Genomic DNA, 25,125 nt, shown 5'->3' with positions numbered 1-25,125 from the left:
CGGTAAGTACGTGCCGGTCGTGATTATCAGATATGTTTTCTGGCGCATAGTGCTTTTATATGTTCATTACGACCTTCCAAACAATGCAGTCCGGGCTGCGGTACCGCATCGTGGCCGTCGTCGGCTCGGCGCTGTGGGTCGCCGGCGCCGTCGTCGTGGCGAACACGCCAGTCGCCCAGCAGCTCGTGACGGCGGTGCCACCGCTGAGCAATCTACGGTCGTCGGTGTCGACGAACAGCGAGTTGCTCCGCCAGATAGCGACGACGGTGCTCGTGGCGCTGGGCGTTCTGTGGCCGCTGTACAAACCCCGGCCACGTCGAATCCTCGATATGGTTTCGTTGGCCGCAAAGAGGGTGTTTCTCACCGGCGCCGTGCTCGCGGCCATCGGCTACTTCGACTGGTCCTCGCGGCTCCCGCGAACGACGCTTGTGGCGACGCTGCTGTTTCTCGGGGTGGTCCTCCCCCTGTGGTTTGTCAGCATCCGACAACAGCCAAACAGCTCGAAGCGCGCAGTTATCGTCGGTGACGACCCGGAGATAATCGAGACGCTGTACGCCAGTTCGCCGGTACCGATACTGGGGCTCGTCGCCCCGTCGAGCGTGCGCGCCGTAGAGCGAGAGCGACCCGTCACCGACGGCGGCGTCGCCATCGACCGCTCCGGCGGACTCGCTCACCTCGGTGGGCTCTCCCGGCTCGACGACGTGCTCGTCGAGCACGATATCGATACGGCGTTGCTCGCGTTCGAGGAGCCCGACCGGCGGGAGTTCTTCGGCGCGCTTGCCACCTGTTTCGAACACGGGGTCCGGGCGAAGGTCCACCGGGACCACGCGGACAACGTGCTCGTCGCGGATGCCGCCGGGGACGAACTGGTCGACACCAACCTCGAACCGTGGGACTGGCAGGACTACGCCGTCAAACGGGCGTTCGACGTCGCGTTCTCGGTCGCCGCGTTCGTCTGTCTGGCGCCGGTCGTCGCTCTCATCGCCGCGGCCGTCAAGCTCGACTCGCCCGGGCCGGTGCTGTACAGCCAGACGCGGACCGCGGCGTTCGGGGAGACGTTCACCGTCTACAAGTTCCGCAGCATGGTCACGGACGCCGAGTCACGGACCGGCGTGACAATCAGCCAAGAGGACGCCGGGGGCTCGGACCCGCGAGTGACACGGGTCGGCCGGGTGCTGCGGCGGACGCATCTCGACGAGATCCCACAGCTGTGGTCCGTCCTGATCGGCGATATGAGCGTCGTCGGTCCGCGGCCGGAGCGACCGGAACTCGACGCAGATATCGAGACAAATGTCGACGAATGGCGGAGCCGCTGGTTCGTCAAGCCCGGACTGACCGGGATGGCACAAATAAACGGCGTGACGGGGCACCAGCCGGCTCAGAAGATTAGATACGACATCCAGTACATCCGCAAGCGGTCGTTCTGGTTCGATCTGAAAATCGTGGTTCGGCAACTGTACCAGATCGTGACCGACATCGTCGCGATGGTGCTGACATCGTGACCACGCCACGTCCGGCGACCGGCGGAAGCGAGCGAAAGGGCCATACGGAACGCCGAAGATGAGAGACCATGGATTCCGCTGAGTCGTCGCGCGGGCTCGTCGACGAGGAGGGGAACCTCCTTGGCGTCGTCAACGTCGTCGATTTGCTGGCTGTGGGCCTCGTTCTCGCGATCGGTATCACGGGCGCCGCGGTGGTGTTCACCGGCGGGGTAGCGCCCGAATCACCCGAGAGTGCTACCACCCACGCCACGCTCGACCTCGGCCAGCAACCGACGTATATCGCGGCCGCCATCAGCGAGGGCGACAGCTACAGCCCGACCGGGGACTCGAACCTCAGCGTTACCGGCGTCCATCTCGCACCCGCAGGAAACGGGACGCAGGTGGTCATCGGGGTCGAAGTCCGCGGTGTCGCCAGTAACGGTCGCGTTCGGTACGCGGGGGCGCCACTCCGGCTCGGACGACAGCTCGGGGTTAACACGTCGACGTACAACGCCACCGGCAGGGTCACCGACTTCGGCGCCGAGTCCACGCTGGCGACGGGCGCCACGACAGTGGTCGTCTCCGACCGACTGGCAGCGGCCGACGCAGAAGCGGTGTCGGCCGGCGACAAAATAACGGTCGCGGGCCGGACAGTCGGGACGGTGACGGCTGTCGATGTCGCCCCGACGGCCAGCGGGAGCGAGCGTGCCGTACGCACCGAGGTGGAACTGCGGACGTACCGTCGGGGAGGGACTCCGACCTTCGGGCAGACAGCGGTCCGTCCAAGCCGGGCGCTGGAACTCCCCACGTCCGACTACACTATCGACGGGCGGGTTACGAGGGTCGGTGACGGCCTCGGCCGGCTGACGAACCGGACGGTGACACTGTCGGCGACGCGGGTCCGTGAGCCGGTGGCGTCAATCGTCCGACCGAGGCTGGCAGAACGCAGCGGCGGGCGAACGACCGCCTACGTGACCGGCGTCAGCACGGAGCCGTCACCGGTCGTCGCGACGACCGCGAACGGGACCGTCGTCACCGGCGACCACCCGACGCGGTACGACCTCACGCTGACGACCGAACTCCGGGTCAGGGAGACGGCAACCGGCCCGCAATTCAGAGGGGAACGACTACAGTACGGGTCGACGGTCGTCCTCGACCTCGGGACGGTGACCGTGGAGACGACCGTCGTCGGGCTGTCGGCGTGAGGCCGGGCTACTCCACGGTAACGCTTTTCGCCAGGTTCCGCGGCTTGTCGATGTTCCGGCCCAGCTTCGCTGCGGTGTGGTACGACAGCAGCTGCAGGTGGGCATTCGCCAACACGGCCGCAGCCCGCTCGTGGGTCTCGGGAATCTCCAGGACGTGGTCGGCATACCGGTGCACGTCGGTCTGGCCGTCGGTAATCGCCACGACGGGCGCGTCACGAGCTTCCACTTCTTTGACGTTGCCCACGGTCTTACGGGCCTTCTCGTCGTCGCCGATGACGACGGCGAAAACGGGCGTCTCCGACGTGACCAAGGCGAGCGGGCCGTGCTTGAGCTCACCGGCGGCGAAGCCCTCGGCGTGTTTGTAGGTGATCTCTTTCATCTTCAGGGCCCCCTCCAGCGCGACGGGGAACTGCAGCCCGCGGCCGATGAAGAAGTACGCCCCGGCGTCCTTGTACATCTCCGCGACCTCCTCGGCACGGGACTCATCGAGGACGCGCTGGAGGTCGCCGGGTAGCCCCCGCAGGGCGTTGATGACCTCGCGGGCGTCGTCGGAGTTAGTCAGCCCCAACGTGAGGAGGTTCAGAGCGGCAAGCTGCGAGGAGAACGTCTTGCTGGCGGCGACGCCGATCTCGGGGCCGGCACGGATGTAGAAGGCGTGGTCACACTCCCGGGCGGCGGTCGACCCGACCGTGTTGGTGACCACCAGCGTCCGAGCGCCGCGTTTCTCGGCCGCCCGGAGCGCCGACAGGGTGTCGGCGGTCTCGCCGCTCTGGGTGACGCCGACGACGAGGGCATCCCCGATCGGCGGGACGGAGGTGGCGTACTCGCTGGCGAGGAAGGCCTGGGCCGGGATGCCGGCCTCGCGGAACAGGTGCGCGCCATAGAGGGCCGCGTGATAGGAGGTTCCGCAGGCGACGAACTGGACGCCGGTCGGCGAGAGGTCACCCAGGTCGTCGAGATCGACGGCGCCGCCCATCTCGTCGACGCGCTCGCGCAGGCACTGCCGCAGGGCCCGTGGCTGCTCGTGAATCTCCTTTATCATGTAGTGGTCGTAGCCGCTCTTGCCGGTCTCCTCGGGGTCCCAGTCGACGGTGTCGACGTCCTTCTCGACCCGGACGCCGTCCGAGTCGGTGACCGCCCAGCCGCTTTCGTCCAGGCGGGCGAACTCGCCGTCGGAGAGATAGACGACCCGGTCGGTGAAATCCCGGAAGGCGGGCACGTCGCTCGCCAGATACGTCGAGCCGTCGTCTATCCCCAATACGAGCGGGGAGTCGTTGCGCGCGGCGAAGACGGCCTCGGTGCCGGCGACGACGGCCGCGATGGCGTAGCTGCCCTCCAGCTGGGCGATGGCCTGGCGGACGGCGTCCTCGGGCTCGGCGCCCGCGGCCAGGGCGTCCTCGATGAGGTGTGGGACGACCTCGGTGTCCGTATCGGAGGTGAAGGTGTGGCCGGCGGCGACCAGCTCGTCACGGAGGCTCTGGTAGTTCTCGATGATGCCGTTGTGGACGACGGCCACGTCGCCCTGACAGTCCTGGTGGGGGTGGGAGTTCGCGTCGGTCGGCGGCCCGTGCGTGCTCCAGCGGGTGTGGCCGATACCGACCGAGCCCGACAGCGTGGCGCTCTCCAGGGCGGTCCGGAGGTCGTCTATCTTGCCCGATTTCTTGCACAGCGACACCCTGTCGCCGGCCAGCGCCACGCCCGCCGAGTCGTAGCCGCGGTACTCCAGCTTCGAGAGGCCGTGGACCAGCGTGTCCAGCGTCTCGTCACCGCGGCCGACACAGCCGATAATGCCACACATCAGCGGGTCACCTCCGCGCCCTCGGCGACGTTGCCACGCACGGTCACGCCCACGTCGAGGCGGGCCTTCGGGCCGACCAGCGACCCCGGCGTGAAGCTGACGTTCCCCTTGGCCCGGGCCCGGTCGGCGATAACCGCGCCCAGCCGTTGCTCCTCGAAGATGTTCGTGCCGACCTGTACGTCGGCCGGACCGGCGGGGACGACCGTACTCGCGCCCAGGTGGACGTCCTGTCCGGTGACGGTGTCCATCAGCGTCGATCCGGGGTCGATACGCGTGTCCGAGTCGATGACGCTGTCCTGGACGACGGCGTTCGAGCCGACGGTGACGTTGCTGCCAAGCGCCGTGTTCGGGCCGATGACGGCGTCGGGCCCGACCTCGCAGTCCTGGCCGACGACGACCGGCCCCTGCAGGACCGCCTCACGGTGGACCCGCGCCGAATCGGCGATCCAGACCCCGTCGCTGCGGGCCGCCTCGACGACCCGACCCCGAGTCAACACCTCGCGGGCGACGGTCAGCAGGTCCCACGGGTAGGTGGCGTCGACCCACATCCCGTCGACCTCGACGCCCCGGACCCGATCGCGTTCGATGATACGCTCAAGGGTGTCGGTCAGGGCCAGTTCGCCCTCCTTGCGGGGCGTCTCCTCAATTGCGGTGAAAATATCCGCCGAGAAGGCGTAGACGCCGCCGTTGATGAGCCGATAGTCGCCGTCGCGGGGTTTCTCGACCAGCTCCTCGATGTGGTCGCCGTGCATCTCGACGGCGCCGTACCGGCTCGTCTCCTGGCGCTCGACGACGGCAAGCGACGGGTCGCCAGTCTCCGCGAAGCTGTCGGCGACGGCCGACACCGTGCCGGCGTCGATGAGCCGGTCGCCGTTGAGGACGAGCGTCGACTCCTCGACGGCCTCGCGGGCCTGCAAGAGCGCGTGCCCGCTGCCCAGCTGCTTGCGCTGTGTGACGTAGGTGACCGGCACGTCCCGATAGGTCGGGCCGAAGTGGTTCTGGACGCGGTCGCGCTTGTAGCCGACGACGACGACGAGCTCCTCGACGCCCGCCTCGACCAAGGCGTCGAAGACGTGTTCGAGAATCGGCCGATTTCCGGCCGGCAACATCGGCTTTGGCCGGTTGCGGGTCAGCGGTCGCAGTCGGGTCCCCTCGCCAGCGGCGAGTACAACCGCCGTATCGATGTCCATACCGCTAGCACTACGAGTAGGGGTATCAATATGGCGGGACTAATGGTGCAATATTTGCGTGAACGACTGCCCCGAACTTTACCGGGCGGTGGCGTCTCCCTACCGCTTCGCGGTTCGCTTTGCTCACCGCGTCGCGTTCCGTGGTTCTCACTCGCTTTGCTCGCTCAAACCACGCTACTGCTCGCCCATTCGATCCCCAGCAACCCGCCGGCCCTTCGTCGTCAGCGCGACCTCGGTCCGCTCCCGGAGGACGCTGATGACGTCGAGCTCGATGAGCCGGTCGAATATCTCTTCGGTCTTCTCGACATCGATACCGACGAAGTTCGGGATGTCGAACGGCGAAACGCCCGAATGCAGCGCCATGATGACGCGTTTCTCCGTCGACGAGAGGTCCAGGTCCGCGCGGTTCTGCTCGGCGCTGTCTTCGAGCATCGTCCGGAGGACGGTGGCGTGGAACTCCTCGCCGGCGAGGTGGGTCTCGACGCTGATGTCGTCCTGGCTGTGTTCGACCTGGATGACGGTCCGTTCCTCGCCCGAGACCTGTTTGTCCTCGACGGTCAGGTCGCCGATGTCGGTCCGCTCGATGTCGACGGCCTGCCCGTCGGCCATCGCCAGGCGGACGGCCTCGTCGGAGACTTTCAGCCGTCCCTTCGTCCACTCGTTGCTCTTGACGACGCCGCCTTTCACCGCGGGGTGTTGGACGAGGATGACCGCGCCGTCCAGGCTCGCCCGGTAGAGGTCCGTCTCGAAGGCCTCGTGGTCCGACGCCGACACCAGGAGGACGGTATCGCCGACGTGGAGGGCGACGTAGTCGGAGACGCCGGCGCTTTGCTGGTTCACGTCGAACCGGTCGGCGATGCGGTCGATGTCGGTCAGGGCTATCTGGCGCTTGTCGTCGGCGACGAGCGCGATTCGCTCGGTCGTGAGGATGATGCGGCAGTTCTGCCACTCGGCGTCGGTGAGACGCTGGCCCTGAGAGACCGCCTGCAGGAACTGGCCCTGCGTGTCGGCGATTTTCTTCTCTGTGTCGCTCATGCACCGCTCTCGTGGCCCCGTAGTCGAGGCCGGCGCAAATAGGTTCCGCCGCGAGTGTCGATACTGATACTGTCGACGGGTCGGCAACACCGGGGGGAGCGCCAAGGCTTATGCCCACACCGACATAGGTGTGAACGATGACAACGGGCGACGGGTCCGGTCGAGCCACGGCGCTTGACGACCGCCCGGCCATCGACCCGCCGGCGTGGTTCGTCGAGCAGGCCAACGTCGCCGATAGGGCGGTGTACGACGTGTTCGAACGCGAGTGGCCCGACTGCTGGCGGCGGGCGGCGGACCTGCTGGAGTGGCACGACCCGCCCGCCGACGTGCTTCGGGGCGCCGACGGCCCGCCCTTCGAGTGGTTCCCCGACGGGACGCTGAACGCATCCTACAACTGTATCGACCGGCATCTCCCGGAGCGCAAGAACCAGCTCGCGCTCATCTGGGAGGGCCACGTCGGCGAGTCCCGCAGCTACACGTACCGGGAGCTGTACCGCGAGGTAAACGCCGTCGCGGCGGCGCTTCGCGCACAGGGGGTCGAAGCCGACGACGTCGTGACCATCTACCTCCCGATGGTGCCCGAGCTCCCGGTCGTCATGTTAGCCTGTGTCCGGCTTGGCGTGATTCACAACGTCGTCTTCGCGGGCTTTTCGGCCAACGCGCTCGCCGAGCGGCTGGAGCGGACCGGCTCGTCGCTGCTTGTCACCTGTGACGGCTACTACCGGCGGGGCAGCGCCGTAGCCCAGAAGAACAAGGCCGACAACGCCCGCCTCGCCGCCGATCAGGACGTCGACGTGGTCGTGCTGGACCGGCTCGGTCGGGACGTCCACTTGGGCGAGGGGTACCACGACTACGACCGACTGCGGGAGACCTACGACGGCGAGACGGTCGACCCGGTCCCGCGGGACGCGACCGACACGCTCTTTCGCATCTACACCTCGGGAACCACCGGCGAGCCAAAGGCCGTCGACCACACGACGGGCGGGTATCTCTCCCACGTCGCGTGGACGAGCCACTCGGTGCTCGACATCAAGCCCGAGGACACCTACTGGTGTTCGGCCGACATCGGCTGGATTACCGGCCACTCCTACATCGTCTACGGGCCACTCGCGCTCGGGACGACGACGGTGCTGTACAACGGCACCCCCGACCACCCCGAGAAGGACCGCCTCTGGGAGATCGTCGAGGAGTACGCCGTCGACGTGTTCTACACCGCGCCGACGGCCGTCCGCGCGTTCATGAAGTGGGGCGAGGAGTTCCCCGCGAAACACGACCTCTCCAGTCTCCGCCTGCTGGGGACCGTCGGCGAGCCCATCGACGAGCCGGCCTGGCAGTGGTACCGCGAGCACATCGGCGGCGGGGACTGTCCCATCGTCGACACCTGGTGGCAGACCGAGACGGGTGCGATACTGCTCTCGACGCTGCCGGGCGTCGACGCGATGAAACCGGGGGCGGCGGGCAAGCCCCTGCCCGGCATCGAGATGGCGGTCGTCGACCCCGTCGGCGAGTCGGTCGGGACCGGCACCGCCGGCGAACTCGTCGTCACCCGCCCCTGGCCGGGGATGCCCCAGTCGCTTCGCACCGGCGAGGGCTGGGGGGAAGCCGCCGTCCGCGGCGAGGAGTGGCGCTACGCCCCGGAGGACGGGGCGACGGCCGACGGCGACGGGTATCTCACGCTGCTCGGTCGCATCGACGACGCCATCAACGTCGCGGGGCGGCGCTTCAGCACGATGGAACTGGAGTCGGCCATCGCGGGCGTCGAGGGGGTCGTCGAGGCCGCCGTCGTCGGGGCGGACCACGCGACCACCGGGACGGCCGTCTACGCGTACGTCTCGCCGACGGGGACGTGTGCCGAGGCGGCCCTCCAGCGGCGGATCGAACAGGCCGTCGAGACGGCCATCGGCAGCGTCGCGGTCCCCGAAGCGGTGGTGTTCACCCCCGAGCTCCCGAAGACACGCTCGGGGAAGGTGATGCGCCGGCTGCTGACCGCCGTCGCCAACGGCGAGGAGCTCGGCGACATCAGCGCGCTTCGCAACCCCGAGATACTCGGGGAGCTGCGGTCGGCGACGCCCACGTGAGTCTGGGTTTCGGAAAAATAGCGAGAGGCGAAACAGAGTTCCGGCCAGTCGTCGGTTCACTCCTGGGAGATAGCGTAACCCGGCCCGGCACGCGGGTATATCACTACATACTTATTTCGCTAGCTCGCAAATGCCCGAAACATGAGTGCCGGGACCGACGTGCTGGGCGCCCGCGGGTACGAGCGGCTCCGCCGCGCCGCCGAGACACACCGCGAGGACCTCGTCGTGCGACTGGGAGGGGAGGTCGGCCTGCGGCCGGCCGAGATGACGCGTGTCCGGGTGGCCGACATCGAGAGCGTCGGCAACCACCACTTTCTGGCCGTCCGCGACGGCGAGACGGTGACACGCGAGGTCTACCTTCCCTCTGGCGTCGAACACGACCTCCGGAAGTTCGCCAGCGCGGCCGGACGTGACGACGACGAGCCGCTGCTTTCGGTCTCGGCCCGCCGCCTCCAGATGCTCGTCGGCGAGGTGGCCGACCGCGCCGCCGAGGCCGACCCGCGGCTTTCGGATATCTCCTCGCGGGACCTGCGCTGGCGGTTCGCGGCGGGCCTCCTCGCCGATGGCGTCCCCGCCCACGTCGTCTGTGCCCTCGGGGGGTGGGAGCGTCTCGACCGGCTCGCGCCCCTGCTCGGCGAGCCCGACCGGGAGACCGTCGTCCGCGCCATGGGGTCCACCGAGGACGACGCGACGCCGGCACGCCTCCGCCGGACTATCGGCGTCGCCCGCGAGGTCGGTGCGGCGTTGTCCGAGGCCGCGACCGGCGAGGAGATAGCACAGACGGTATGTGACCGGCTGGCAGCGACCGAGGGGTTCCGCTTTGCCTGGCTGGCAGAACACACCGGCGACGGCCTCACACCGCGTGCGATAGCCGGGGTCGGCGAGCAACGCGTCACCGAACAGCGACAGGCACACGCGGACGCGGCGGCCGACGCGATAGACGGCAGCGACGTCCGGCCGGTCGAGGGGGCGAAGGGACCGGTCGTGTTCGTCCCGCTCGTCCGCGAAGACGCCGTTTCGGGCGTGCTGGCTGTCGGGACGACCGCCCCCATCGGCGACGCCGAACGGGAGGTCCTGGGCGCGCTCGGGACCCACGTCGGCGCGGCGTTGTCCGCCGTCGAGCGAAAGCGCCTGCTGCTTGCCGATACGGTCACCGAGCTCACCTTCAAAAGCACCGACGCCGACGCCGTGACCGTCGGGCTCTCGTCGGCGGTTGGCTGCCGGGTCGAACTCTCGGGGGTGGTGCCGGTCGGCGGGCGGTCGCTGCTGTACTACCTCGTCGTCGACGGGGCCTCGACCGACGCAGTCCTCGATTACGTCACCGACGACCCCGCGACCGTCGACGCCCGACTCATCGAGGACTACCGCGACGGCGCGTTGCTTGAGGTCGTCGTCACGGCGGCGCCCACGCTCCCGCTCGTAGAAAACGGGGGCCGTATCCGCGACCTGACCGCCGAAGGGGGCGAGGCGACCATCACGGCGGAGCTACCCACCGACAGCGACCTCCGCGAGGTCGTCGATACCGTGGTGGGCGCCTACCCCGGGACGATGCTGAGCGCGAAACACGAGACCGAGCGCCCGGTCGAGACGGACACCGGCTTTCGAAAACAGCTGTCGGACCGCCTCTCGGACCGACAGGCGACCGTCCTAGAAGCGGCCTACCACAGCGGCTACTTCGAGTGGCCCCGGGGGACGACCGCCGAGGAGCTCGCCGACTCCCTGGCCGTCTCCGCGCCGACCCTCCACAATCACCTCAGGAAGGCCCAACAGAAGGTCCTGACCGCGTTCTTCGCCGAGGCCTCCTCCGAGGCACCCTCGGGGGAAGTGACGGGCGAAGTGTAAGTTCCCTGTTTCGATAGTTAGACCCCCCGTTTATCAACCGCCCCCGGATTGTGTATGATAGACCATGTCAGACGAGGAGGTCCAACTTGAAGCACGACTCGAAGAACAGGACGTCTTCGAGCCACCGGAGTCGTTCGTCGAGCAGGCCAACGTCGCCGACCCCGATATCTACGACGAGTTCGAAGAGGAGGGGGCCGACGCCTGGGAGCGGGCAGCCGAGTTGCTCGACTGGGAGAGCGAGTGGGAGCAGGTACTTGATGACAGTGACGCCCCCTTCTACGAGTGGTTCACAGACGGGAAACTGAACGCCTCGGCGAACTGCCTCGACCGGCACCTCGACGACCGGGGTGAGGAGGCTGCAATCGAGTGGATCGGCGAACTCGGCGAGAAACGCACCTACAGCTACAGCGAACTCCATCGGGAGGTAAACGAGTTCGCCGCCGCGCTGCGGGACCTCGGTGTCGAGGAGGACGATGTGGTCACGATGTACATGCCGATGATTCCGGAGCTGCCGGTCGCCATGCTGGCGTGTGCCCGCATCGGCGCGCCACACTCCGTCGTCTTCGCGGGCTTCTCCGCGGACGCGCTGGCGACCCGGATGGAGTCGGCCGACTCGGAGTTCCTCGTCACCTGTGACGGCTACTACCGCCGCGGGGACCCGCTGCCCCACAAGGAGAAGGCAAACGAGGGGCTCGAAGACGTGGGCCACGAGGTCGAGACCGTGGTCGTCGACCGGTTAGACGACGACTACGACCACCCGATGAAAGACGACGAACACGACTACGACGAACTCGTCGCCGACTACGAGGGCGCCGAAGTCGAGCCGGTCACCCGGGACGCCGAGGACATGCTCTTCCTCATGTACACCTCGGGGACGACTGGCCAGCCAAAGGGCGTCAAACACTCCACCGGCGGCTATCTCTCGTATGCCGCCTGGACGAGCCACGCGGTGCTCGACATCAAGCCCGATGACACCTACTGGTGTTCGGCCGACATCGGCTGGATTACCGGCCACTCCTACATCGTCTACGGGCCGCTCGCGCTGGGGACGACGACGGTGATGTACGAGGGGACGCCGGACTACCCCGAGAAAGACCGGCTCTGGGACATCGTCGAGGAGTACGAGGTGACCCAGCTCTACACCGCGCCGACCGCCATCCGCGCGTTCATGAAGTGGGGCACGGAGTACCCCGACAGCCACGACCTCTCCAGTCTGCGGCTGCTGGGGACCGTCGGCGAACCCATCAACCCACGCGCGTGGAAGTGGTACTACAAACACATCGGCCAGGAGTCCTGTCCCATCGTCGATACGTGGTGGCAGACCGAGACGGGCGGGATGATGCTGACGACGCTGCCGGCCATCGGTGACATGAAACCCGGGACGGCCGGACCGCCGCTGCCCGGCGTCAGCGCCGACGTTGTCGACGTGAGCGGCGATCCCGTCGAGGCCGGGAAAGCGGGCTACCTCGTCGTCAACCAGCCCTGGCCCGGGATGCTCCGGACGCTGTATAAGAACGACGAGCGCTTCCTCGACGAGTACTGGCGCGAGTACTCCGACCCCGACCGCGACCAGTGGGTGTACTTCCCCGAGGACGGCGCCAAGCTCGACGAGGACGGCTACATCACCGTGCTGGGTCGGGTCGACGACGTGCTCAACGTCTCGGGCCACCGCCTGGGGACGATGGAGATAGAGAGCGCCATCGTCGGCGTCGAAGGCGTCGCCGAGGCGGCCGTCGTCGGCGGGGACCACGAGATCAAAGGTGAGGCGGTGTACGCCTACATCATCACCGAGGACGGCACCGAGGAGACCGACGAGCTTCGGGACCGGATCATCGAGGGCGTCGAGGACGCCATCGGCCCCATCGCGAGGCCGGAGGCCGTCATCTTCACGCCCGAGCTGCCAAAGACCCGCTCGGGGAAGATAATGCGGCGGCTGCTCGAAGATATCGCCAACGGCGAGGAGCTTGGCGACACCAGCACGCTGCGCAACCCCGACGTGGTCAGTGAGATCCAGTCGAAGGTAAGCGGCGACTGAACCGGGGTATCGTTTTCGAACACTGAACGGTACGGTGGAATACACAAACGCAACCATGTCAGACAAAGACACGCACGAAACGGCGACAGACGGCGGGGCGACCCGAGCCGCACAGCGACATCAGAACACGGACTACCTCAGCGAGGAGGTGAACTTGCTGAAGCCGAGCACGGCCTACATGCGCGACCACCTCAGAATCGTCTGGGTCGGCTTCGTCGTCTGGGCGCTCATCGTCTTCGGGCCGGTGACGCTGACGGCCATCGCGCCGGGAACGATGACGACGACGATGCCCGTCCTCGGCTTCCCGTGGCACTACTTCCTCGTGGGCTTCTGTGCGCCGACTGGCGCGCTCGTCCTGGCGGCCATCTACGCCCGCCAGCGCGACAAACTCGACGAGAAGTACGGCATCGAACACACCACCGGCGACCCCGAGACGGGCGAGGCCGGCGACAGCGGTGAGGCCGCAGCCACCGATGGGGGCGTCGAGCAATGACGGTCCCGCTGCAGGCCGAGGCGCTCGACATCTCGTTCAAGCTCGTTCCGGCCATCATCGTCTTCCTGATGATGGCTTCCTTCCTCGTCATCGGCTACGTGTTCAAGGTGGCCGACGCCGAGGGGATGTGGGTCGCCGGTCGTGGCATCGGTAACATCGAGAACGGGATGGCCATCGGGGCCAACTGGATGTCCGCGGCGTCGTATCTCGGGCTGGCCGGGCTGGTTGCCCTCTCGGGCTTCTACGGTCTGGCCTTCATCGTCGGCTGGACGACCGGCTACTTCGTCCTGCTCATCTTCCTCGCCGCGCAGATGCGCCGCTTCGGGAAGTACACCGCGCCCGACTTCGTCGCCGACCGGTTCAACTCGCCGATGGCCCGGGCGCTGGCTGCCTTTACCACGCTACTCATCGCGTACGTCTACTCCGTGGGCCAGGCCCGCGGGATGGGGCTTGTCGGCCAGTACGTCTTCGGGCTCGACATCATCCCGATGATCGTCGTCATGATGACCATCACCGTCGGCTACCTCGCGCTGTCGGGGATGCTGGGTGCGACCAAGAACATGGCGGTGCAGTACGTCATCCTCATCGTCGCGTTCCTCGCGGGCGTCTACGTCGTCGGCTTCTCGCAGGGGTACTCGACGATACTCCCGCAGATAGAGTACGGCGCGCTCTTTAGCGAACTCAGCCGGCAGTTCTCCGAGCCCTTTATCGGCGGGAACGGCTACTACCTCTGGGTCGCGACGGCGTTCTCGCTCATCGTCGGGACCTGTGGGCTCCCACACGTGCTGGTGCGGTTCTACACGGTCAAAAACGAGCGAACGGCCCGCTGGTCGACGGTCTCGGGGCTGTTCTTCATCATGCTGCTGTACTGGGCCGCGCCGGCGATGGCCGCCTTCGGCGTCGACCTGTTCGCTGCAGTCAACAACCTCTCGCCGGAGGCCGTCTACAGCGGCCAGCAGGCGATGTCCGGCGCGGAAGGTGACGTCATCGTCGTGCTGGCCGCCCAGTTCGCGAGCCTGCCGCGCTGGTTCGTCGGGCTGGTCGCCGCCGGCGGGATGGCCGCAGCCATCGCGACGACCGCCGGGCTGTTCATCACGGCCTCCTCGGCCGTCGCCCACGACATCTACTCCGAGCTCATCAACCCCGACGCGACCCAGCGCCAGCAGGTGCTCATCGGGCGGGCGACCATCATCGGCATCGGCGCCCTGGTCACCGTCACCGCGTTCAACCCGCCGGCGCTCATCGGCGAACTCGTCGCCTACGCCTTCTCGCTTGCCGGCGTCGTGCTGTTCCCGATGTTCTTCCTCGGACTCTGGTGGGAGAACACCAACCGACAGGGGGCTCTGGCCGGAATGTCCGTCGGCCTCCTGCTGTGGATCACATCTATCATCAACAGCGTGCTGCCGGCCTACATCGGCGCCCTCGGCGCGGCCGCCGGTGAGAGCGGCGCGCTCGTCCCGATATACGCCCAGTACGTCCCGCCCATCGGGGCCGCGCTGGTCGGGACGCCGCTCGTCTTCATCGTCACCATCGCCGTCTCGCTGGTGACGCCCGAACCGCCACTGGAGACCAAGAAGATGGTCCGCCAGTGTCACAGCCCCGAGCCGATGGGCCAGCAACAGACCGCCGAGGACATCGTCTCGAACAGCGGCGGTGACACCCCTGCGGACGACTAACAATGTACGAGAACATCCTCATTCCGACCGACGGGAGCGATACGGCAAACGTCGCGGTGTCCCACGCCGTGGACCTCGCCGAAAAGTACGACGCTCGCCTGCACGCGCTGTACGTCGTCGACGTCGACGCGGTGAACCTCAGCCTCGGTACCGAACAGATCGACCGCATCAGGCAGGGCAACTTCGGCGAGATGCACGAACTGCAGGAGGACGCCGACGACGCGACCGGCGCCGTCGTCGACGCCGCCGCCGAACACGACGTGACCGTCCACGAGGAGGTCCGCGTCGGGACACCCCACGACGTCATCGCCGGCTACGCCGACAACCAGGACATCGACCTGGTCGTGATGGGCAGCCACGGCCGGTCGGGCGTCCGTCGGGCCCTGCTTGGCAGCGTCACCGAACGGGTCCTGCGGTCGACGCACGTCCCGGTGCTGGTTGTCGACGAACACGAGGAGACGTGAGATGGCGATGACGTCGCCGAAAGGGCTGCTCGAAACCGTCGGCGAACACGTCGAGGAGCACCGCGGCGGGATGGTCGTCGACTTCGTCTTCGCGCTGGCGTGGGTGACCGTCGTCACCGTCATCTTCGACCTCCTGCCCGGCGGGCCAGAGTGGCTCTACTACCTGACGCTGCTGGGCGGCGTCGTCGCCTACTACGGCTTTTTCGCCTCGCTGGAAGCGGTGCGAGCGGAGTCGTAGCGGTCGACTCCTTTGTGCCGTCACAGGAGACGTACGCGGCCGGTCACCAGTCGAACTCCCGGTGGACCTGCCGCCCGTCGTCGGGTAACACCGGCCCGACGACGTCGGTTGTCCCGTCGAGTATCTCCGACGCGGAGACGGCGGGTTCGACACCGGTCAACGCCGCGACCTCGTCGCTTCCGACGCTGTAGACGACGCGGCCGAAACCGGCCCGCTCCATCCCGCCGGCACACATCGGACAGGGTTCCGTGCTCGTGTACATCGCCATCTCCGCGCGTTCCTCGGGCGCGTACGCCTCACAGGCCCGGTGTGCGAGCTGGAGTTCCGGATGGCGGCGGATGTCCGCAGCGGTGTGGACGCGGTTCGAGTCGGTCATGACGACGGCGTCGTCGCGAACGAGGACGCTGCCGAACGGCTCGTCGCCGCGAGCAGCGGCTTCACGGGCCAGTTCGAACGCCGTTTGCATGTGCGCCTCGTGGTCGAAATCGTCGAACGCCGGTGGCATACGCTCTCGTGAGGTCGGTGTCCAGTTACGTGTTTTGTGCGGGCGTTCCGTTTCGTGGTTTTCACTCACTACGTTCGTTCAAACCACGCTGCTGCTCGCAGGTCGCTATCGCTCCCCGCTGCGCTTGTCCGAGGTCGTCGCGACGCTCCGACCTCGCTACTCCCCACTCATCGCTTCGGACGCCATGTTCCGCCCCTGGGCGTTCAGGCTGACCTCCGTCCGCGTCCGGACCTTGTCGACCGCGCCCACGTCCAGTAACTTCTGGTAAATCTCTTCGACGTCGTCGGGCGTCGTCCCGACGAAGTCGGCCATCTCGAACGGCGAGACGCCCGAGTACAGCGCCATCAGCACCTGGCTCTCCATCTCCGAGAGGTCGTAGTCGTCCCCGCGCTCTTCGACGACGGCGCTGAAGAGGGCTTCCAGCGCGTCGGTGTGGTGGGGCATCCCCGAGAAGTGCGTCTCCACGCTGCGGCCTTCCTCGTCGGTGTGTTCGACCTCGACGACGGCCCGCTGGTCGCCCAGCACGGTGCTCTCGCTCGTCTCGATGGTCCCCACGTCGTCGATGTCGAAGACGGTCGAGTCACCGCCCGGGAACTGCAGGCGGACCTCGTCGTCGTCCAAGCGAAAGCGGGCCTTGCTCCACTCGGCGTCGTTCTGGATGACGCCACCGACGACGGCGGGGCTGCGCGCGAGGATGACCTCGCCCTGCAGGGTCGCTCGCCGGTACTCGAACGCGAAATCCGAGACGTCGCTCGCGTCGATCAGGAGGACGTTGTCACCGACAGCGAGCACCGTCGCGCCCGGCGGGACGTCCCCGGGCACGGCACCTTCGGGGTCGTCGGGCACGGAGATGTTCGTATGCGGGATGGGCGTCTTCCCGTTGTTGGTCGCAAGCACCACCCGCTTGTTGGTGACGATGAGGCGACATGACTGCCACCTGGGGTCGGTGACCGGTTGGCCGTCACGGACGACGTACTGGAAGTCGCCGGACGTGTCCAGTACCTTGTATTCGTCACCACTCATAGCCGCAGTTGTCCGAGAGTTGTCGCCGAATCCTATATAAGTTCCACCACCGGCGTCAGAGCAGGTCGACGACGGCGTCGAGACTCCCCACGTCGTAGGTGGGGGCGGCGTCGAGCGTGGTGTCGGCGTTGTGGCCGCGGCGCAGGAAGGCCACGTCGACGCCAGCCCGGTCAGCGGCCAGAACGTCCGACTCGCTATCGCCGACATAGAGCGGGTTCGAACAGCCGATGTCGGCCATCGCCGTCTCCAGATACGTCGGTTCGGGCTTTTTCTCGGCCAGGCTCTCGACCGTCGGCTCGCGTGCGACCACCGTCTCGAATCGGGCCGCGAGGCCGTGCGTGTCGAGGGCGGCCTCGACGATCCGCTGCTGGTTGTTGCTGACGACCCCCGCCGGCACCGCGACGCCGTCGAGGGCGGACACGTCGTCGTAGGGCACTTTCCGACCGGCGTCGAGTTCCATACGCAGGAGCGCCGCGATGCGGTCCTCGCGACACCGCCAGAGCCGCTCGGGCTCGACCGCGTGGCGGTCGGCCAGCGCGGACAGGTCGTCGGTCGTGACGCGGATACTGAGCGTGTCGGCGTCCGCTTCCGGCGGGCTCTCGATACCCGCATCGCGGAGCGCCCCGAGCGCGGCGTCCCGAAGCGTCACCCGGTCGGTGAGCGTCAGCAAGACGCCGTCGTGGTCGAGCAGCAATCCGTCGTAGTCGGCCATAGCGGGGGGTAGAACCGGAGACACCTGAGCGCGTCGCTCACAGCGCGACGGCCAGCCCGCCGACGACGCCCAGCCCGCCAAAGGCGACACAGACCGTCCAGAACGGGACCCGCCGCACCAGCCGGACCAGCGCGCCGACGGTCAGGTAGCCGACGACGGCGCTGACCGACAGCGCGACCACCGCGCTCAGGGGGTCGATTGCCGGGACGCCGTCGTCTGCGAGGACGAGCGCGTTCGCCCCCAGCGCCGCGGGAATCGACAGCAGAAAGGAGAGCCGCAGCGACGACTCGCCCTCGTGGCCGCGAAGCAGGAGCGCGCTGACGGTGGTGCCAGACCGCGAGACACCCGGGAGGACGGCCACGCCCTGCAGGGCGCCGACGACGACGGCGTCGGCCCAGTCCGGACTGTGGCGCTCGCCCAGCGATAGCGCGACCGCAAAGCGCTGGAGCAGCCCGGTCAGAACGAGCAGAGCGCCGACTAGCGCGAGGAACAGTCCCCCTTCGAGCCCGGAGACGGCGGCGTCGAGCAGGAGATACGCCGGCAGTCCCGTGGCTCCGGTCGCGAGGGTCGCTATCGCCAGAAAGGAGAGGTCCGCCGTCTCGTCGGCGAAGGGCCGGCGAGAGAGTTCACGGACGGAATCGAGGATGTCGACTACGTCTGTCCGGTAGTACGCGACGGCGGCGACGGCGGTCCCGGCGTGTAAAAAGAGCGCCAGCCGCGTCGCGTCGTCTGGCGCGATGCCAGCGAGCACCGTCGAGGCGAGCGCGACCCCGCCCTCGCTGGAGACGGGAATCCACTCCAGTATCCCCTGCAGGATGCCAAGCAGGATGGCAACGAGGACGGGGTTCATATCCACCCAGCGGACAGCCGTGAGTAAAGGCGGTTCGGTCCGGGTGTGCGGGGAAACCGTAGGTCGAAACGCAGTTACCGACCGCTCTCCTCACATCGACAATGACCGTTCTAGACGACGCCGAGGCCGCGCTGGCGACGGGGCCGCTCTGTGACTCCTGTCTCGGCCGGCTGTTCGCCGAGCGGAGCTTCGGGCTGGCAAACGGGGAGCGGGGCCACGCACTCCGGGTGTCGCTTGCGCTGGAAGACGACGAGCCCTACGAACCGGACGACGACTGCTGGGTCTGCGAACTGGAGAGCGAGCGGGTCGAGTGGTGGGCCGAGCAGGCCGCGACCGCGGTTCGGGGGTACGACTTCGACACGTATCAGGTGGGGACGAAGGTGCCGCCCCTGCTCGAAGAAAACGACGCCCTGCTCCGGGAGGACATCGGCTTCGAGGAAGACGCGGGCGAGGCGCTGAAGACGGAACTCAACCGCGAAGTGGGCAAGCGAATTGGAGACATCACCGGCGCGGAGGTGGAGTTCGGCCGCCCCGACGTGCAGTTCACGCTGGACCTGGCGACCGACGAGGTCGACGCCAAGGTCAACTCCGCGTTCGTCTACGGCCGCTACCGCAAGCTACAGCGGGACATCCCCCAGACGAAATGGCCCTGCAACGACTGCAACGGCACCGGGCGCTGGCAGGGCGAGCCCTGTGAGGGGTGTGACGGCACGGGCTACCGCTACGACGAGTCGGTCGAACAGCTCTCGGCGCCCGTCGTCGTCGACGCGATGGACGGCGAGTCCGGCACCTTCCACGGCGCCGGCCGCGAGGACGTCGACGCCTTGATGCTTGAGTCGGGACGCCCGTTCGTCATCGAGGTCGAGGCGCCCCGCCAGCGGAACGTCGACGCAGATCAGCTGGAAGCGGACATCAACGACTTTGCCGACGGGAAAGTCGAGGTCGAGGGGCTCCGGCTGGCGACCCACGAGATGGTCGAACGCGTCAAGGAACTCGACGCCTCGAAGACCTACCGGATGGACGTGGAGTTCGACGAACCGGTGACAGACAAGGCCCTGCAGGCCGCTCTCGACGAACTCGAAGGCGCGACCATCCACCAGGAGACGCCCCAGCGCGTCGCCCACCGCAGGGCGGACCTCACGCGGACGCGTGACGTGTACGAAGCGAGCGGCGACCTGGTCGATGAGACCCACGCCGACATCCGCATCCACGGCGCGGGCGGCCTCTACGTGAAAGAGCTGATTTCGAGCGACGAGGGCCGAACCGAGCCGAGTCTGACCGGTCTGCTGGGCGTCGACGCGGTGGTCACTGCACTCGACGTGGTCGACGTGCAGGGCGAAGACGAACCGTTCGCCGACGAGGAGTTCTTCCGGCAGTAGCCACGCGGCGGTCTCGGTCCGGTCGGCCGCGTCGAAACACGGTGACTGCGACCAGTTGAAGCAGCGTCCGGGATACCGGCAGCGGCGTCGGTAAGGCGTGGCGTTATCCGGACACACCGGCTTCATCGCATGCATGTCTGATATAGAGCCAAACGGCGACAGCCCGCCGTCGCTGCTCGGGCGGCTCCTCTTCGGGAGCGGCCTGGCAGTGCTCGCCGTTCGGAATCTCACGAATCTGGAGGGTCGTATCGGCTACGCAGAGGCCAAAGGGGTCCCGTTCGCAAAGCAGCTCGTACCCGCATCGAGCGGACTCCTGCTCGGTGGTGGCATCGGTATCGCGCTCTGGAAACTACCGAAGCTCGCAGCGGGCGGCATCGCCGCGTTTCTGCTCGGTGTCACGCCGGTCATGCATGACTTCTGGAACGTCGACGCGGAGTCCCGCGGCGAGGAGCTGACCTCGTTCGTCCAGAACCTCACGCTGTTGGGTGCGGCGATAGCGTTCTTCAGACGAGCCAGTCGCGAGTAACGCAGTCGGCCACGAGCCGACCACAACGGCTTTACTCGACGCCGCGAACCCACCAGCCATGCGACTGGGCGTCGACGAGGCCGGCAAGGGACCCGTGCTGGGGTCGATGTTCGCCGCCGCAGTGCGAGCCGAGCCCGCGGCGCTCCCCGACGGCGTCGGCGACTCGAAGGGCATCGCCCCGGCGAAACGGGAGCGACTGGACGCCAAAATCCGGAACAGTGCCGACGCCGTCGCCGTCGCGGAGATTCCCGTCCGGCGAATCGACGACCCGGAGACGGACATGAACACGCTGACCGTCGCCGCACACGCCGATGCGCTGTCGGGGGTCGCCCGCGACGGCCTCGCGGGACTGGTCGACGCCGGCGACACCGACGCCGACCGCTTTGGCCATCGGGTCGCCGACCGCGTCGACGCGGTGGTCGATATCACCGCCGAACACGGCGCCGACGAGACGGACCCGCTGGTGGGCGCGGCCTCGATAGTGGCGAAGGTGGCCCGCGACAGCCACGTCGCGGAGCTGGCCGAGACGCACGGCGACGTGGGCTCGGGATACCCGAGTGACCCGACGACCAGGGAGTTTCTGGCGGACTACGTCGAACAGCATGGCGACCTGCCTGACTGTGCCAGAACCTCGTGGTCGACCTGCGACGACGTACTCGCCGCCGCCCAGCAGTCGTCGCTGGGTGATTTCTGAACGCGGTCGGACCGTCTAACCGAGGCGCCTGTAGCTGATTGGTCAGCCGCCGGGGGTGGACTGAAAGGGGCCGAGCGATGCGGGAAGACGGGCGACGTAAGCACTGCACCGAGCGAACGGAGTGAGCGAAGGAAGCGCACAGCGAGCCCCTCGGCCAGATCGCTCGGGGGCTTTCCAGGTGCGGTCGAGCGGGAAACGTTCTGAAAAACAACGCCGCCGAGGGTCCCTACTCGTCTAAGACGAGGCTCCGGAGGATGTCACCGTAGGCCGGTCGCGTCACCAGCACGCCGATGAGGACGCCGACGATGGTGATGATGGCAAAGCCAGACAGGTCACCCAGCGGGAACGCGACCATTGGGACCATGGCGACGATGGTCGTGGCCGCCGCCGCGCCGATGACCCAGAACGCCTTGCGGAAGCGGCTCTGGAACACGCGGGCGGTCCCGACCTGGCCCTGCTGGAGAATCTCGTCACCGATGATGATGAGGTCGTCCACCCCCGTCCCGATGACGGCGATGAAGCCGGCCAGATGCGAGAGGTTCAGCGGGTACTGCGCCAGCGCGACGAAGCCAAGCAGGATGTACACCTCAGAGAGCGCGGTGACTATCATCGGCAGCGCGACCTCGCGGCGGCGATAGCGGGCGTACACCACGAGGCTGACCGCCAAAACGGCAAGTAGCCCGGTGATAAGCGAGTTCGTCCGGAACTGGTCGGCCAGCGCGGGCGAGAGCGTGTTCTGGTTGCCGTTCGCGAAGTCGAGATCCGCCGGCAGGCGGCCGGCCTGCAGGGAGAGCTGGAGTTCGCGGGCCTCGTCCATCGACGTGGTGGTCATGACGAACTGCGGGTCGTTGGCGAAGCTCCCGTCGGCGAAGGACTGTCCGAGGTCGGGCCGGACGCCGCCGACGAAGACGGGTTGGCCGTTGAGCGTCGTCACCAGACACGTCCCGTTGATGCTCTCGACGGAGTCGTGGTCGCTGGCCTCGGCGTTACAGGACGCCCCGTTGCCGAAGCCGGCCGCGGCCATGTCCGACTGGAACCGCTCGGCGGCGCTCTGTTCGATGGTCACGGGCACCTGGGGACCGCCGTTGTCCGGGTTCTGTGCGTTGCTGATGGAGGCGAACTCGTCCTGGCTGAGCACCTGCTGGTGGGACCAGTTGCCGGTCGTGTCGTTCTGATAGACGGCGTAGACGCGGACCACGCCACGCTCTTCGAGGATATCGATGAGTTCCTGGGCGTCGCGACCGGGCGCGGTGATGCTGATGAAGCTCTGTCCGCCGGGGGAGTCGACCTCCTGGACCCGGCCGCCGCTGAGCGCGGACGTGGTTATCTTGTCCTGGACGGTCGTCACCATCCGGTCGCGGGTGGCCTGTGTGACACCGTCGCGAACCGTCGAGGGACGGTACCCCTCCTCCCGGAGCGCCGTCCGGAACTCGTCGGTCGTGACGTTCCCGCTGAACACCTCGACGGTGCCGTTCTGGTTTGCCTGCCGGGCCGCCCGGACCTCGACGTCGATGGGGTCGATGCCGAGTCGGTCCGCGATAGCCTGCTGGGCCTGTGCCTCTTGACTCTGGTTTCCGATGTCGACGCCCTCGGCGGTCATCCCGACGACGGGCGCCTGGATACGGGCGCCACCCGAGAGATCGATACCGTACTGGAGGTTCGTGAGCTGGTCGCCGCCGGCGCCCTCGTCACCGGTCGTCCCGGGCGGCGCACCGGGGACGAACAGCGCGACGGTACTGCCAAACAGGAGGACGACGAGGACGACGACGCGCCAGTTCTCGCGGAGGACGCTCATCGGTTGACCCCCTCGTACTTGTACCAGCGAAGCAGCGTGACGTTGAGCATGTAGGTGTTCATCAGGTCAGCCGTGAGTCCAAGCACCAGCACGAGACCGATGGAGGCCATCAGCTCGATGCCAAACAGCGTCGCCGCGATGGCCATCACCGTCATGGCGGAGATGGAGGTAAGCGTCATCGTCACACCGGTCCGCATCGCCCGGTAGGTAGACTCGTAGAACCCGCCCGAGCGACGGAGGACGTGGTTGTTCAACAGGATGTCCGAGTCCACCGAGTACCCGATGAGCATCAACAGCGCCGCGACGGTCCCAAGCGAGAGCTTGATGCCGACGAGGTTCATGATGGCGACGGGGATGACGATGTCCGAAAAGGCCGAGATGACGATGGCGATGCTCGGGACGAACGTTCGAAAGAGCGCGAACGCGAGCAGGCTCATCCCGAGGAAGGCGACGCCGACGCCCATGACGGCGAGGCGCTGGTTGTCCGCGCCGAAGACGGGCGACGTGGTGCCGCTCTGGAGGACGGTGAGACCCTCGGCCTGTTCGGCCTGGGTCGTAAGCGTCGATATCTCCGCGCTATCGTCGAACGTGATGATGTACTGGTCCTGCCCGGAGACCTGCTGGACCGAGACCACGGAGTCACCGAAGATATCGGTTGCTTGTTGTTGCGAAATCGGGCCGGACGACTGCACCGTGAGCTCTGATCCCCCTGTGAAGTCGTTTCCCAGCGCGACCGGCGAGCCGGTCATCACGAAGGTGACCGCGAGCACCCCCAGGGCGACCGCCAGCACCGCGAGCGGGACCGCGACGAGCTGGCGGTTGGAGTACTGCGTGTAATCGACTTCCGGGACCTCGAACGCGACCATGGCCGCAGGTGTGGCACGCCACCGAATAAGCCTTCTTACTCCGCGTTGCTAGCCGGGGAACGAACCGGCCTACTGCCGGCTGTACGTTCGCACAGAGATTCCCCACCGCGAGTTCGGGACAGCCGGCAGTATCAGTCCGGGAGATACCGGACGCTGACGACGCCGTCGGCGGTGCGAATCTCGACGCGGTCGACGCCCAGCCGGCCCGCCCGGGCGACCGTCTCCTCGTCGGCTGCGACCTCCTCGGCCGTCGCCGCTGTCTCGCCGTCGGGCACCGTCAGGACGTGTACCTCGCCGGTCCCCGCCCGCTCCCGCGTGGTGAGTTCGCCGACCGGCTGGTCGGCGGCGGCGTCTTTCGCCTGTGCCGTCGGCTCCAGGTCGACTACCTCGACGGGAATCTCGCGTTCGGCCGCGAGGTCGGCCACCGTATAGGTCACCTCCATGGGCGGCTCCGCTTCGAGCGTGGCCTCGATGACAGTCCCGGCTTCGAGGCCGGGGTTCTCGGACAGCGTCAGTACCTGCGAGTCGACCACGTCCCGGAGCGTCACCGACGCCTCGTCGGCGTGGGTAACGAGGAAGGTCCCCTCTTTCTCGGTCATGGGCAGCGGTACGCCGGGGCCGGTTTTCCGGGTTTCGACTGGCACCAGCGGCTGTAGGACGTGCAGTCAGTGTATCGTGAGGGAACACACCAGAGAGTGCCGTCACCGCAGGAGCCGATGGACGGCGTACATCAGCCCGACGGCGAGCAGCGGCGGGACGAGCCCGGCGAGCTGTGGCAAGCCATAGAGCGCCGCCACCACGCCGCTGTTGGTCGACTCCTGGAGGGCCGGTGGCACCGAGATAATCAACCCGACGTACAGCGAGGCGACGAAAGCGAGTGCCGAGAGGGCCAGGCCGCGGTCGTAGGCGACAGAGGAGGCGGTGCGGCGGTGGCGCCGCGCGACAAGCAACACCGGGGCGAGCAGTGGTGCGACGACGAGCAGGCCGACAAAGAGAAAGAAGGTCCGCGAGAAGGTGAACGTCCCGCCGCGGGCGCCGGTGCTCCCCGCCAGCACGCCGATGAGGCCGAAGGTGAAGATGAGGGCGATGGCGACCGAAAGCAGGACGGCGACCACGACGTACCCCTTGAACAGCAGCGACTCGCTGGTCCGGAGCGCGTAGGGGAAGGTGCCGGGAAAGCCATCGTAGCTCCGCTCGCTCTCGGTCGGCTGCGCATCTGTCATCGGTCGACGTAGGGTCA

General features: G+C 67.4%; 23 protein-coding genes. 12 read left to right on the top strand and 11 right to left on the bottom strand.

The genetic code is table 11. The features are described 5' to 3' along the window. Positions 1-83 precede the first annotated feature (83 nt). Positions 84-1,502: a sugar transferase gene (locus VJ162_RS14755; protein WP_324665333.1), complete on the top strand. Its 1,419-nt coding sequence runs from the start codon at positions 84-86 to the stop codon at positions 1,500-1,502. A gap of 68 nt (positions 1,503-1,570) precedes the next feature. Further along, positions 1,571-2,686, top strand: coding sequence for a DUF4330 family protein (locus VJ162_RS14750; protein WP_324665331.1), 1,116 nt, complete (start codon positions 1,571-1,573; stop codon positions 2,684-2,686). Between the two features lie 7 nt (positions 2,687-2,693). Here the strand turns inward: VJ162_RS14750 and glmS are convergent, their stop codons facing one another. The 3 genes from glmS to VJ162_RS14735 form a co-directional block, all read right to left on the bottom strand. Continuing rightward, positions 2,694-4,484, bottom strand: coding sequence for a glutamine--fructose-6-phosphate transaminase (isomerizing) (gene glmS / locus VJ162_RS14745; RefSeq protein WP_324665329.1), 1,791 nt, complete (start codon positions 4,482-4,484; stop codon positions 2,694-2,696). Then, positions 4,484-5,674, bottom strand: coding sequence for a bifunctional sugar-1-phosphate nucleotidylyltransferase/acetyltransferase (gene glmU / locus VJ162_RS14740; protein WP_324665327.1), 1,191 nt, complete (start codon positions 5,672-5,674; stop codon positions 4,484-4,486). The genes glmS and glmU overlap by 1 nt, the downstream gene beginning before the upstream one ends. 174 nt (positions 5,675-5,848) lie before the next feature. Then, the gene (locus VJ162_RS14735) at positions 5,849-6,709 is read right to left on the bottom strand and encodes a CheF family chemotaxis protein (protein WP_324665325.1); all 861 of its coding nucleotides are present in this window, start codon (positions 6,707-6,709) and stop codon (positions 5,849-5,851) included. 137 nt (positions 6,710-6,846) lie between these two features. Here VJ162_RS14735 and VJ162_RS14730 point away from each other — a divergent pair, with 137 nt between their 5' ends. The 7 genes from VJ162_RS14730 (at position 6,847) to VJ162_RS14700 (ending at position 15,535) form a co-directional block, all read left to right on the top strand. Beyond that, positions 6,847-8,787, top strand: coding sequence for an acetate--CoA ligase (locus tag VJ162_RS14730; protein WP_324665323.1), 1,941 nt, complete (start codon positions 6,847-6,849; stop codon positions 8,785-8,787). Positions 8,788-8,928: 141 nt separating this feature from the next. Continuing rightward, entirely contained in the window at positions 8,929-10,629 is a 1,701-nt protein-coding gene (locus VJ162_RS14725) for a bacterio-opsin activator domain-containing protein (protein ID WP_324665322.1), read from the top strand. A gap of 64 nt (positions 10,630-10,693) precedes the next feature. Next, complete coding sequence (acs, locus tag VJ162_RS14720) at positions 10,694-12,664, top strand: acetate--CoA ligase (RefSeq protein ID WP_324665321.1); 1,971 nt, start codon at positions 10,694-10,696, stop codon at positions 12,662-12,664. A gap of 55 nt (positions 12,665-12,719) precedes the next feature. Beyond that, positions 12,720-13,157, top strand: coding sequence for a DUF4212 domain-containing protein (locus tag VJ162_RS14715; RefSeq protein WP_324665320.1), 438 nt, complete (start codon positions 12,720-12,722; stop codon positions 13,155-13,157). Then, positions 13,154-14,833: a sodium:solute symporter family transporter gene (locus VJ162_RS14710; RefSeq protein ID WP_324665319.1), complete on the top strand. Its 1,680-nt coding sequence runs from the start codon at positions 13,154-13,156 to the stop codon at positions 14,831-14,833. Before VJ162_RS14715 ends, VJ162_RS14710 begins: the two co-directional genes overlap by 4 nt. Before the next feature lie 2 nt (positions 14,834-14,835). Then, on the top strand, positions 14,836-15,297 hold the full coding sequence (locus tag VJ162_RS14705; RefSeq protein ID WP_324665318.1) for a universal stress protein: 462 nt from the start codon (positions 14,836-14,838) through the stop codon (positions 15,295-15,297). 1 nt (position 15,298) lies between these two features. Beyond that, positions 15,299-15,535, top strand: a complete 237-nt coding sequence (locus tag VJ162_RS14700; RefSeq protein ID WP_324665316.1) for a hypothetical protein — start codon at positions 15,299-15,301, stop codon at positions 15,533-15,535. A gap of 43 nt (positions 15,536-15,578) precedes the next feature. Here the strand turns inward: VJ162_RS14700 and VJ162_RS14695 are convergent, their stop codons facing one another. The 4 genes from VJ162_RS14695 to VJ162_RS14680 all read right to left on the bottom strand — a co-directional run bounded on the left by VJ162_RS14695 (position 15,579) and on the right by VJ162_RS14680 (position 18,625). Then, positions 15,579-16,040, bottom strand: coding sequence for a nucleoside deaminase (locus VJ162_RS14695; RefSeq protein ID WP_324665314.1), 462 nt, complete (start codon positions 16,038-16,040; stop codon positions 15,579-15,581). 156 nt (positions 16,041-16,196) lie between these two features. Beyond that, on the bottom strand, positions 16,197-17,063 hold the full coding sequence (locus tag VJ162_RS14690) for a CheF family chemotaxis protein (protein ID WP_324665312.1): 867 nt from the start codon (positions 17,061-17,063) through the stop codon (positions 16,197-16,199). A gap of 55 nt (positions 17,064-17,118) precedes the next feature. Further along, positions 17,119-17,775, bottom strand: coding sequence for an HAD family hydrolase (locus tag VJ162_RS14685; protein WP_324665310.1), 657 nt, complete (start codon positions 17,773-17,775; stop codon positions 17,119-17,121). A 37-nt stretch (positions 17,776-17,812) separates the two neighbouring features. Beyond that, positions 17,813-18,625, bottom strand: coding sequence for an undecaprenyl-diphosphate phosphatase (locus VJ162_RS14680; protein ID WP_324665308.1), 813 nt, complete (start codon positions 18,623-18,625; stop codon positions 17,813-17,815). 101 nt (positions 18,626-18,726) lie between these two features. Between VJ162_RS14680 and VJ162_RS14675 the strand changes: the two genes are divergently transcribed. From VJ162_RS14675 to rnhB, 3 genes are all read left to right on the top strand, one after another. Further along, entirely contained in the window at positions 18,727-20,004 is a 1,278-nt protein-coding gene (locus tag VJ162_RS14675; protein WP_324665306.1) for a tRNA pseudouridine(54/55) synthase Pus10, read from the top strand. 133 nt (positions 20,005-20,137) lie between these two features. Further along, positions 20,138-20,530, top strand: coding sequence for a DoxX family membrane protein (locus VJ162_RS14670; RefSeq protein WP_324665305.1), 393 nt, complete (start codon positions 20,138-20,140; stop codon positions 20,528-20,530). Positions 20,531-20,588: 58 nt separating this feature from the next. Further along, entirely contained in the window at positions 20,589-21,224 is a 636-nt protein-coding gene (gene rnhB / locus VJ162_RS14665) for a ribonuclease HII (RefSeq protein ID WP_324665303.1), read from the top strand. 226 nt (positions 21,225-21,450) lie between these two features. Here the strand turns inward: rnhB and VJ162_RS14660 are convergent, their stop codons facing one another. The 4 genes from VJ162_RS14660 to VJ162_RS14645 form a co-directional block, all read right to left on the bottom strand. Next, positions 21,451-23,019 carry a preprotein translocase subunit SecD gene (locus tag VJ162_RS14660; RefSeq protein WP_324665301.1) on the bottom strand — a complete coding sequence of 523 codons (1,569 nt, stop codon included), beginning with the start codon at positions 23,017-23,019 and terminating at the stop codon, positions 21,451-21,453. Next, positions 23,016-23,885 (bottom strand): protein translocase subunit SecF, encoded by an 870-nt coding sequence (secF, locus tag VJ162_RS14655; RefSeq protein ID WP_324665300.1) that lies wholly within the window; start codon positions 23,883-23,885, stop codon positions 23,016-23,018. Before secF ends, VJ162_RS14660 begins: the two co-directional genes overlap by 4 nt. Before the next feature lie 131 nt (positions 23,886-24,016). Then, on the bottom strand, positions 24,017-24,484 hold the full coding sequence (locus VJ162_RS14650; protein WP_324665299.1) for a DUF5812 family protein: 468 nt from the start codon (positions 24,482-24,484) through the stop codon (positions 24,017-24,019). 102 nt (positions 24,485-24,586) lie between these two features. Further along, complete coding sequence (locus tag VJ162_RS14645; RefSeq protein WP_324665298.1) at positions 24,587-25,108, bottom strand: hypothetical protein; 522 nt, start codon at positions 25,106-25,108, stop codon at positions 24,587-24,589. Between the last annotated feature and the right edge of the window lie 17 nt (positions 25,109-25,125).

It is taken from the genome of Haloarcula sediminis, from assembly GCF_035656455.1.
Lineage (GTDB): Archaea > Halobacteriota > Halobacteria > Halobacteriales > Haloarculaceae > Haloarcula > Haloarcula sediminis.
Note: the sequence above shows the minus strand (reverse complement) of the source record. Positions and strands in the feature narration are given on the sequence as shown.

What these genes read in the sequence shown, in the direction of transcription:
- VJ162_RS14755 (WP_324665333.1), top strand. Translation starts at nt 84, where the DNA reads ATGCAGTCCGGGCTGCGGTACCGCATCGTGGCCGTCGTCGGCTCGGCG.
- VJ162_RS14750 (WP_324665331.1), top strand. Translation starts at nt 1,571, where the DNA reads ATGGATTCCGCTGAGTCGTCGCGCGGGCTCGTCGACGAGGAGGGGAAC.
- glmS (WP_324665329.1), bottom strand. Translation starts at nt 4,484, where the DNA reads ATGTGTGGCATTATCGGCTGTGTCGGCCGCGGTGACGAGACGCTGGAC.
- glmU (WP_324665327.1), bottom strand. Translation starts at nt 5,674, where the DNA reads ATGGACATCGATACGGCGGTTGTACTCGCCGCTGGCGAGGGGACCCGA.
- VJ162_RS14735 (WP_324665325.1), bottom strand. Translation starts at nt 6,709, where the DNA reads ATGAGCGACACAGAGAAGAAAATCGCCGACACGCAGGGCCAGTTCCTG.
- VJ162_RS14730 (WP_324665323.1), top strand. Translation starts at nt 6,847, where the DNA reads ATGACAACGGGCGACGGGTCCGGTCGAGCCACGGCGCTTGACGACCGC.
- VJ162_RS14725 (WP_324665322.1), top strand. Translation starts at nt 8,929, where the DNA reads ATGAGTGCCGGGACCGACGTGCTGGGCGCCCGCGGGTACGAGCGGCTC.
- acs (WP_324665321.1), top strand. Translation starts at nt 10,694, where the DNA reads ATGTCAGACGAGGAGGTCCAACTTGAAGCACGACTCGAAGAACAGGAC.
- VJ162_RS14715 (WP_324665320.1), top strand. Translation starts at nt 12,720, where the DNA reads ATGTCAGACAAAGACACGCACGAAACGGCGACAGACGGCGGGGCGACC.
- VJ162_RS14710 (WP_324665319.1), top strand. Translation starts at nt 13,154, where the DNA reads ATGACGGTCCCGCTGCAGGCCGAGGCGCTCGACATCTCGTTCAAGCTC.
- VJ162_RS14705 (WP_324665318.1), top strand. Translation starts at nt 14,836, where the DNA reads ATGTACGAGAACATCCTCATTCCGACCGACGGGAGCGATACGGCAAAC.
- VJ162_RS14700 (WP_324665316.1), top strand. Translation starts at nt 15,299, where the DNA reads ATGGCGATGACGTCGCCGAAAGGGCTGCTCGAAACCGTCGGCGAACAC.
- VJ162_RS14695 (WP_324665314.1), bottom strand. Translation starts at nt 16,040, where the DNA reads ATGCCACCGGCGTTCGACGATTTCGACCACGAGGCGCACATGCAAACG.
- VJ162_RS14690 (WP_324665312.1), bottom strand. Translation starts at nt 17,063, where the DNA reads ATGAGTGGTGACGAATACAAGGTACTGGACACGTCCGGCGACTTCCAG.
- VJ162_RS14685 (WP_324665310.1), bottom strand. Translation starts at nt 17,775, where the DNA reads ATGGCCGACTACGACGGATTGCTGCTCGACCACGACGGCGTCTTGCTG.
- VJ162_RS14680 (WP_324665308.1), bottom strand. Translation starts at nt 18,625, where the DNA reads ATGAACCCCGTCCTCGTTGCCATCCTGCTTGGCATCCTGCAGGGGATA.
- VJ162_RS14675 (WP_324665306.1), top strand. Translation starts at nt 18,727, where the DNA reads ATGACCGTTCTAGACGACGCCGAGGCCGCGCTGGCGACGGGGCCGCTC.
- VJ162_RS14670 (WP_324665305.1), top strand. Translation starts at nt 20,138, where the DNA reads ATGTCTGATATAGAGCCAAACGGCGACAGCCCGCCGTCGCTGCTCGGG.
- rnhB (WP_324665303.1), top strand. Translation starts at nt 20,589, where the DNA reads ATGCGACTGGGCGTCGACGAGGCCGGCAAGGGACCCGTGCTGGGGTCG.
- VJ162_RS14660 (WP_324665301.1), bottom strand. Translation starts at nt 23,019, where the DNA reads ATGAGCGTCCTCCGCGAGAACTGGCGCGTCGTCGTCCTCGTCGTCCTC.
- secF (WP_324665300.1), bottom strand. Translation starts at nt 23,885, where the DNA reads ATGGTCGCGTTCGAGGTCCCGGAAGTCGATTACACGCAGTACTCCAAC.
- VJ162_RS14650 (WP_324665299.1), bottom strand. Translation starts at nt 24,484, where the DNA reads ATGACCGAGAAAGAGGGGACCTTCCTCGTTACCCACGCCGACGAGGCG.
- VJ162_RS14645 (WP_324665298.1), bottom strand. Translation starts at nt 25,108, where the DNA reads ATGACAGATGCGCAGCCGACCGAGAGCGAGCGGAGCTACGATGGCTTT.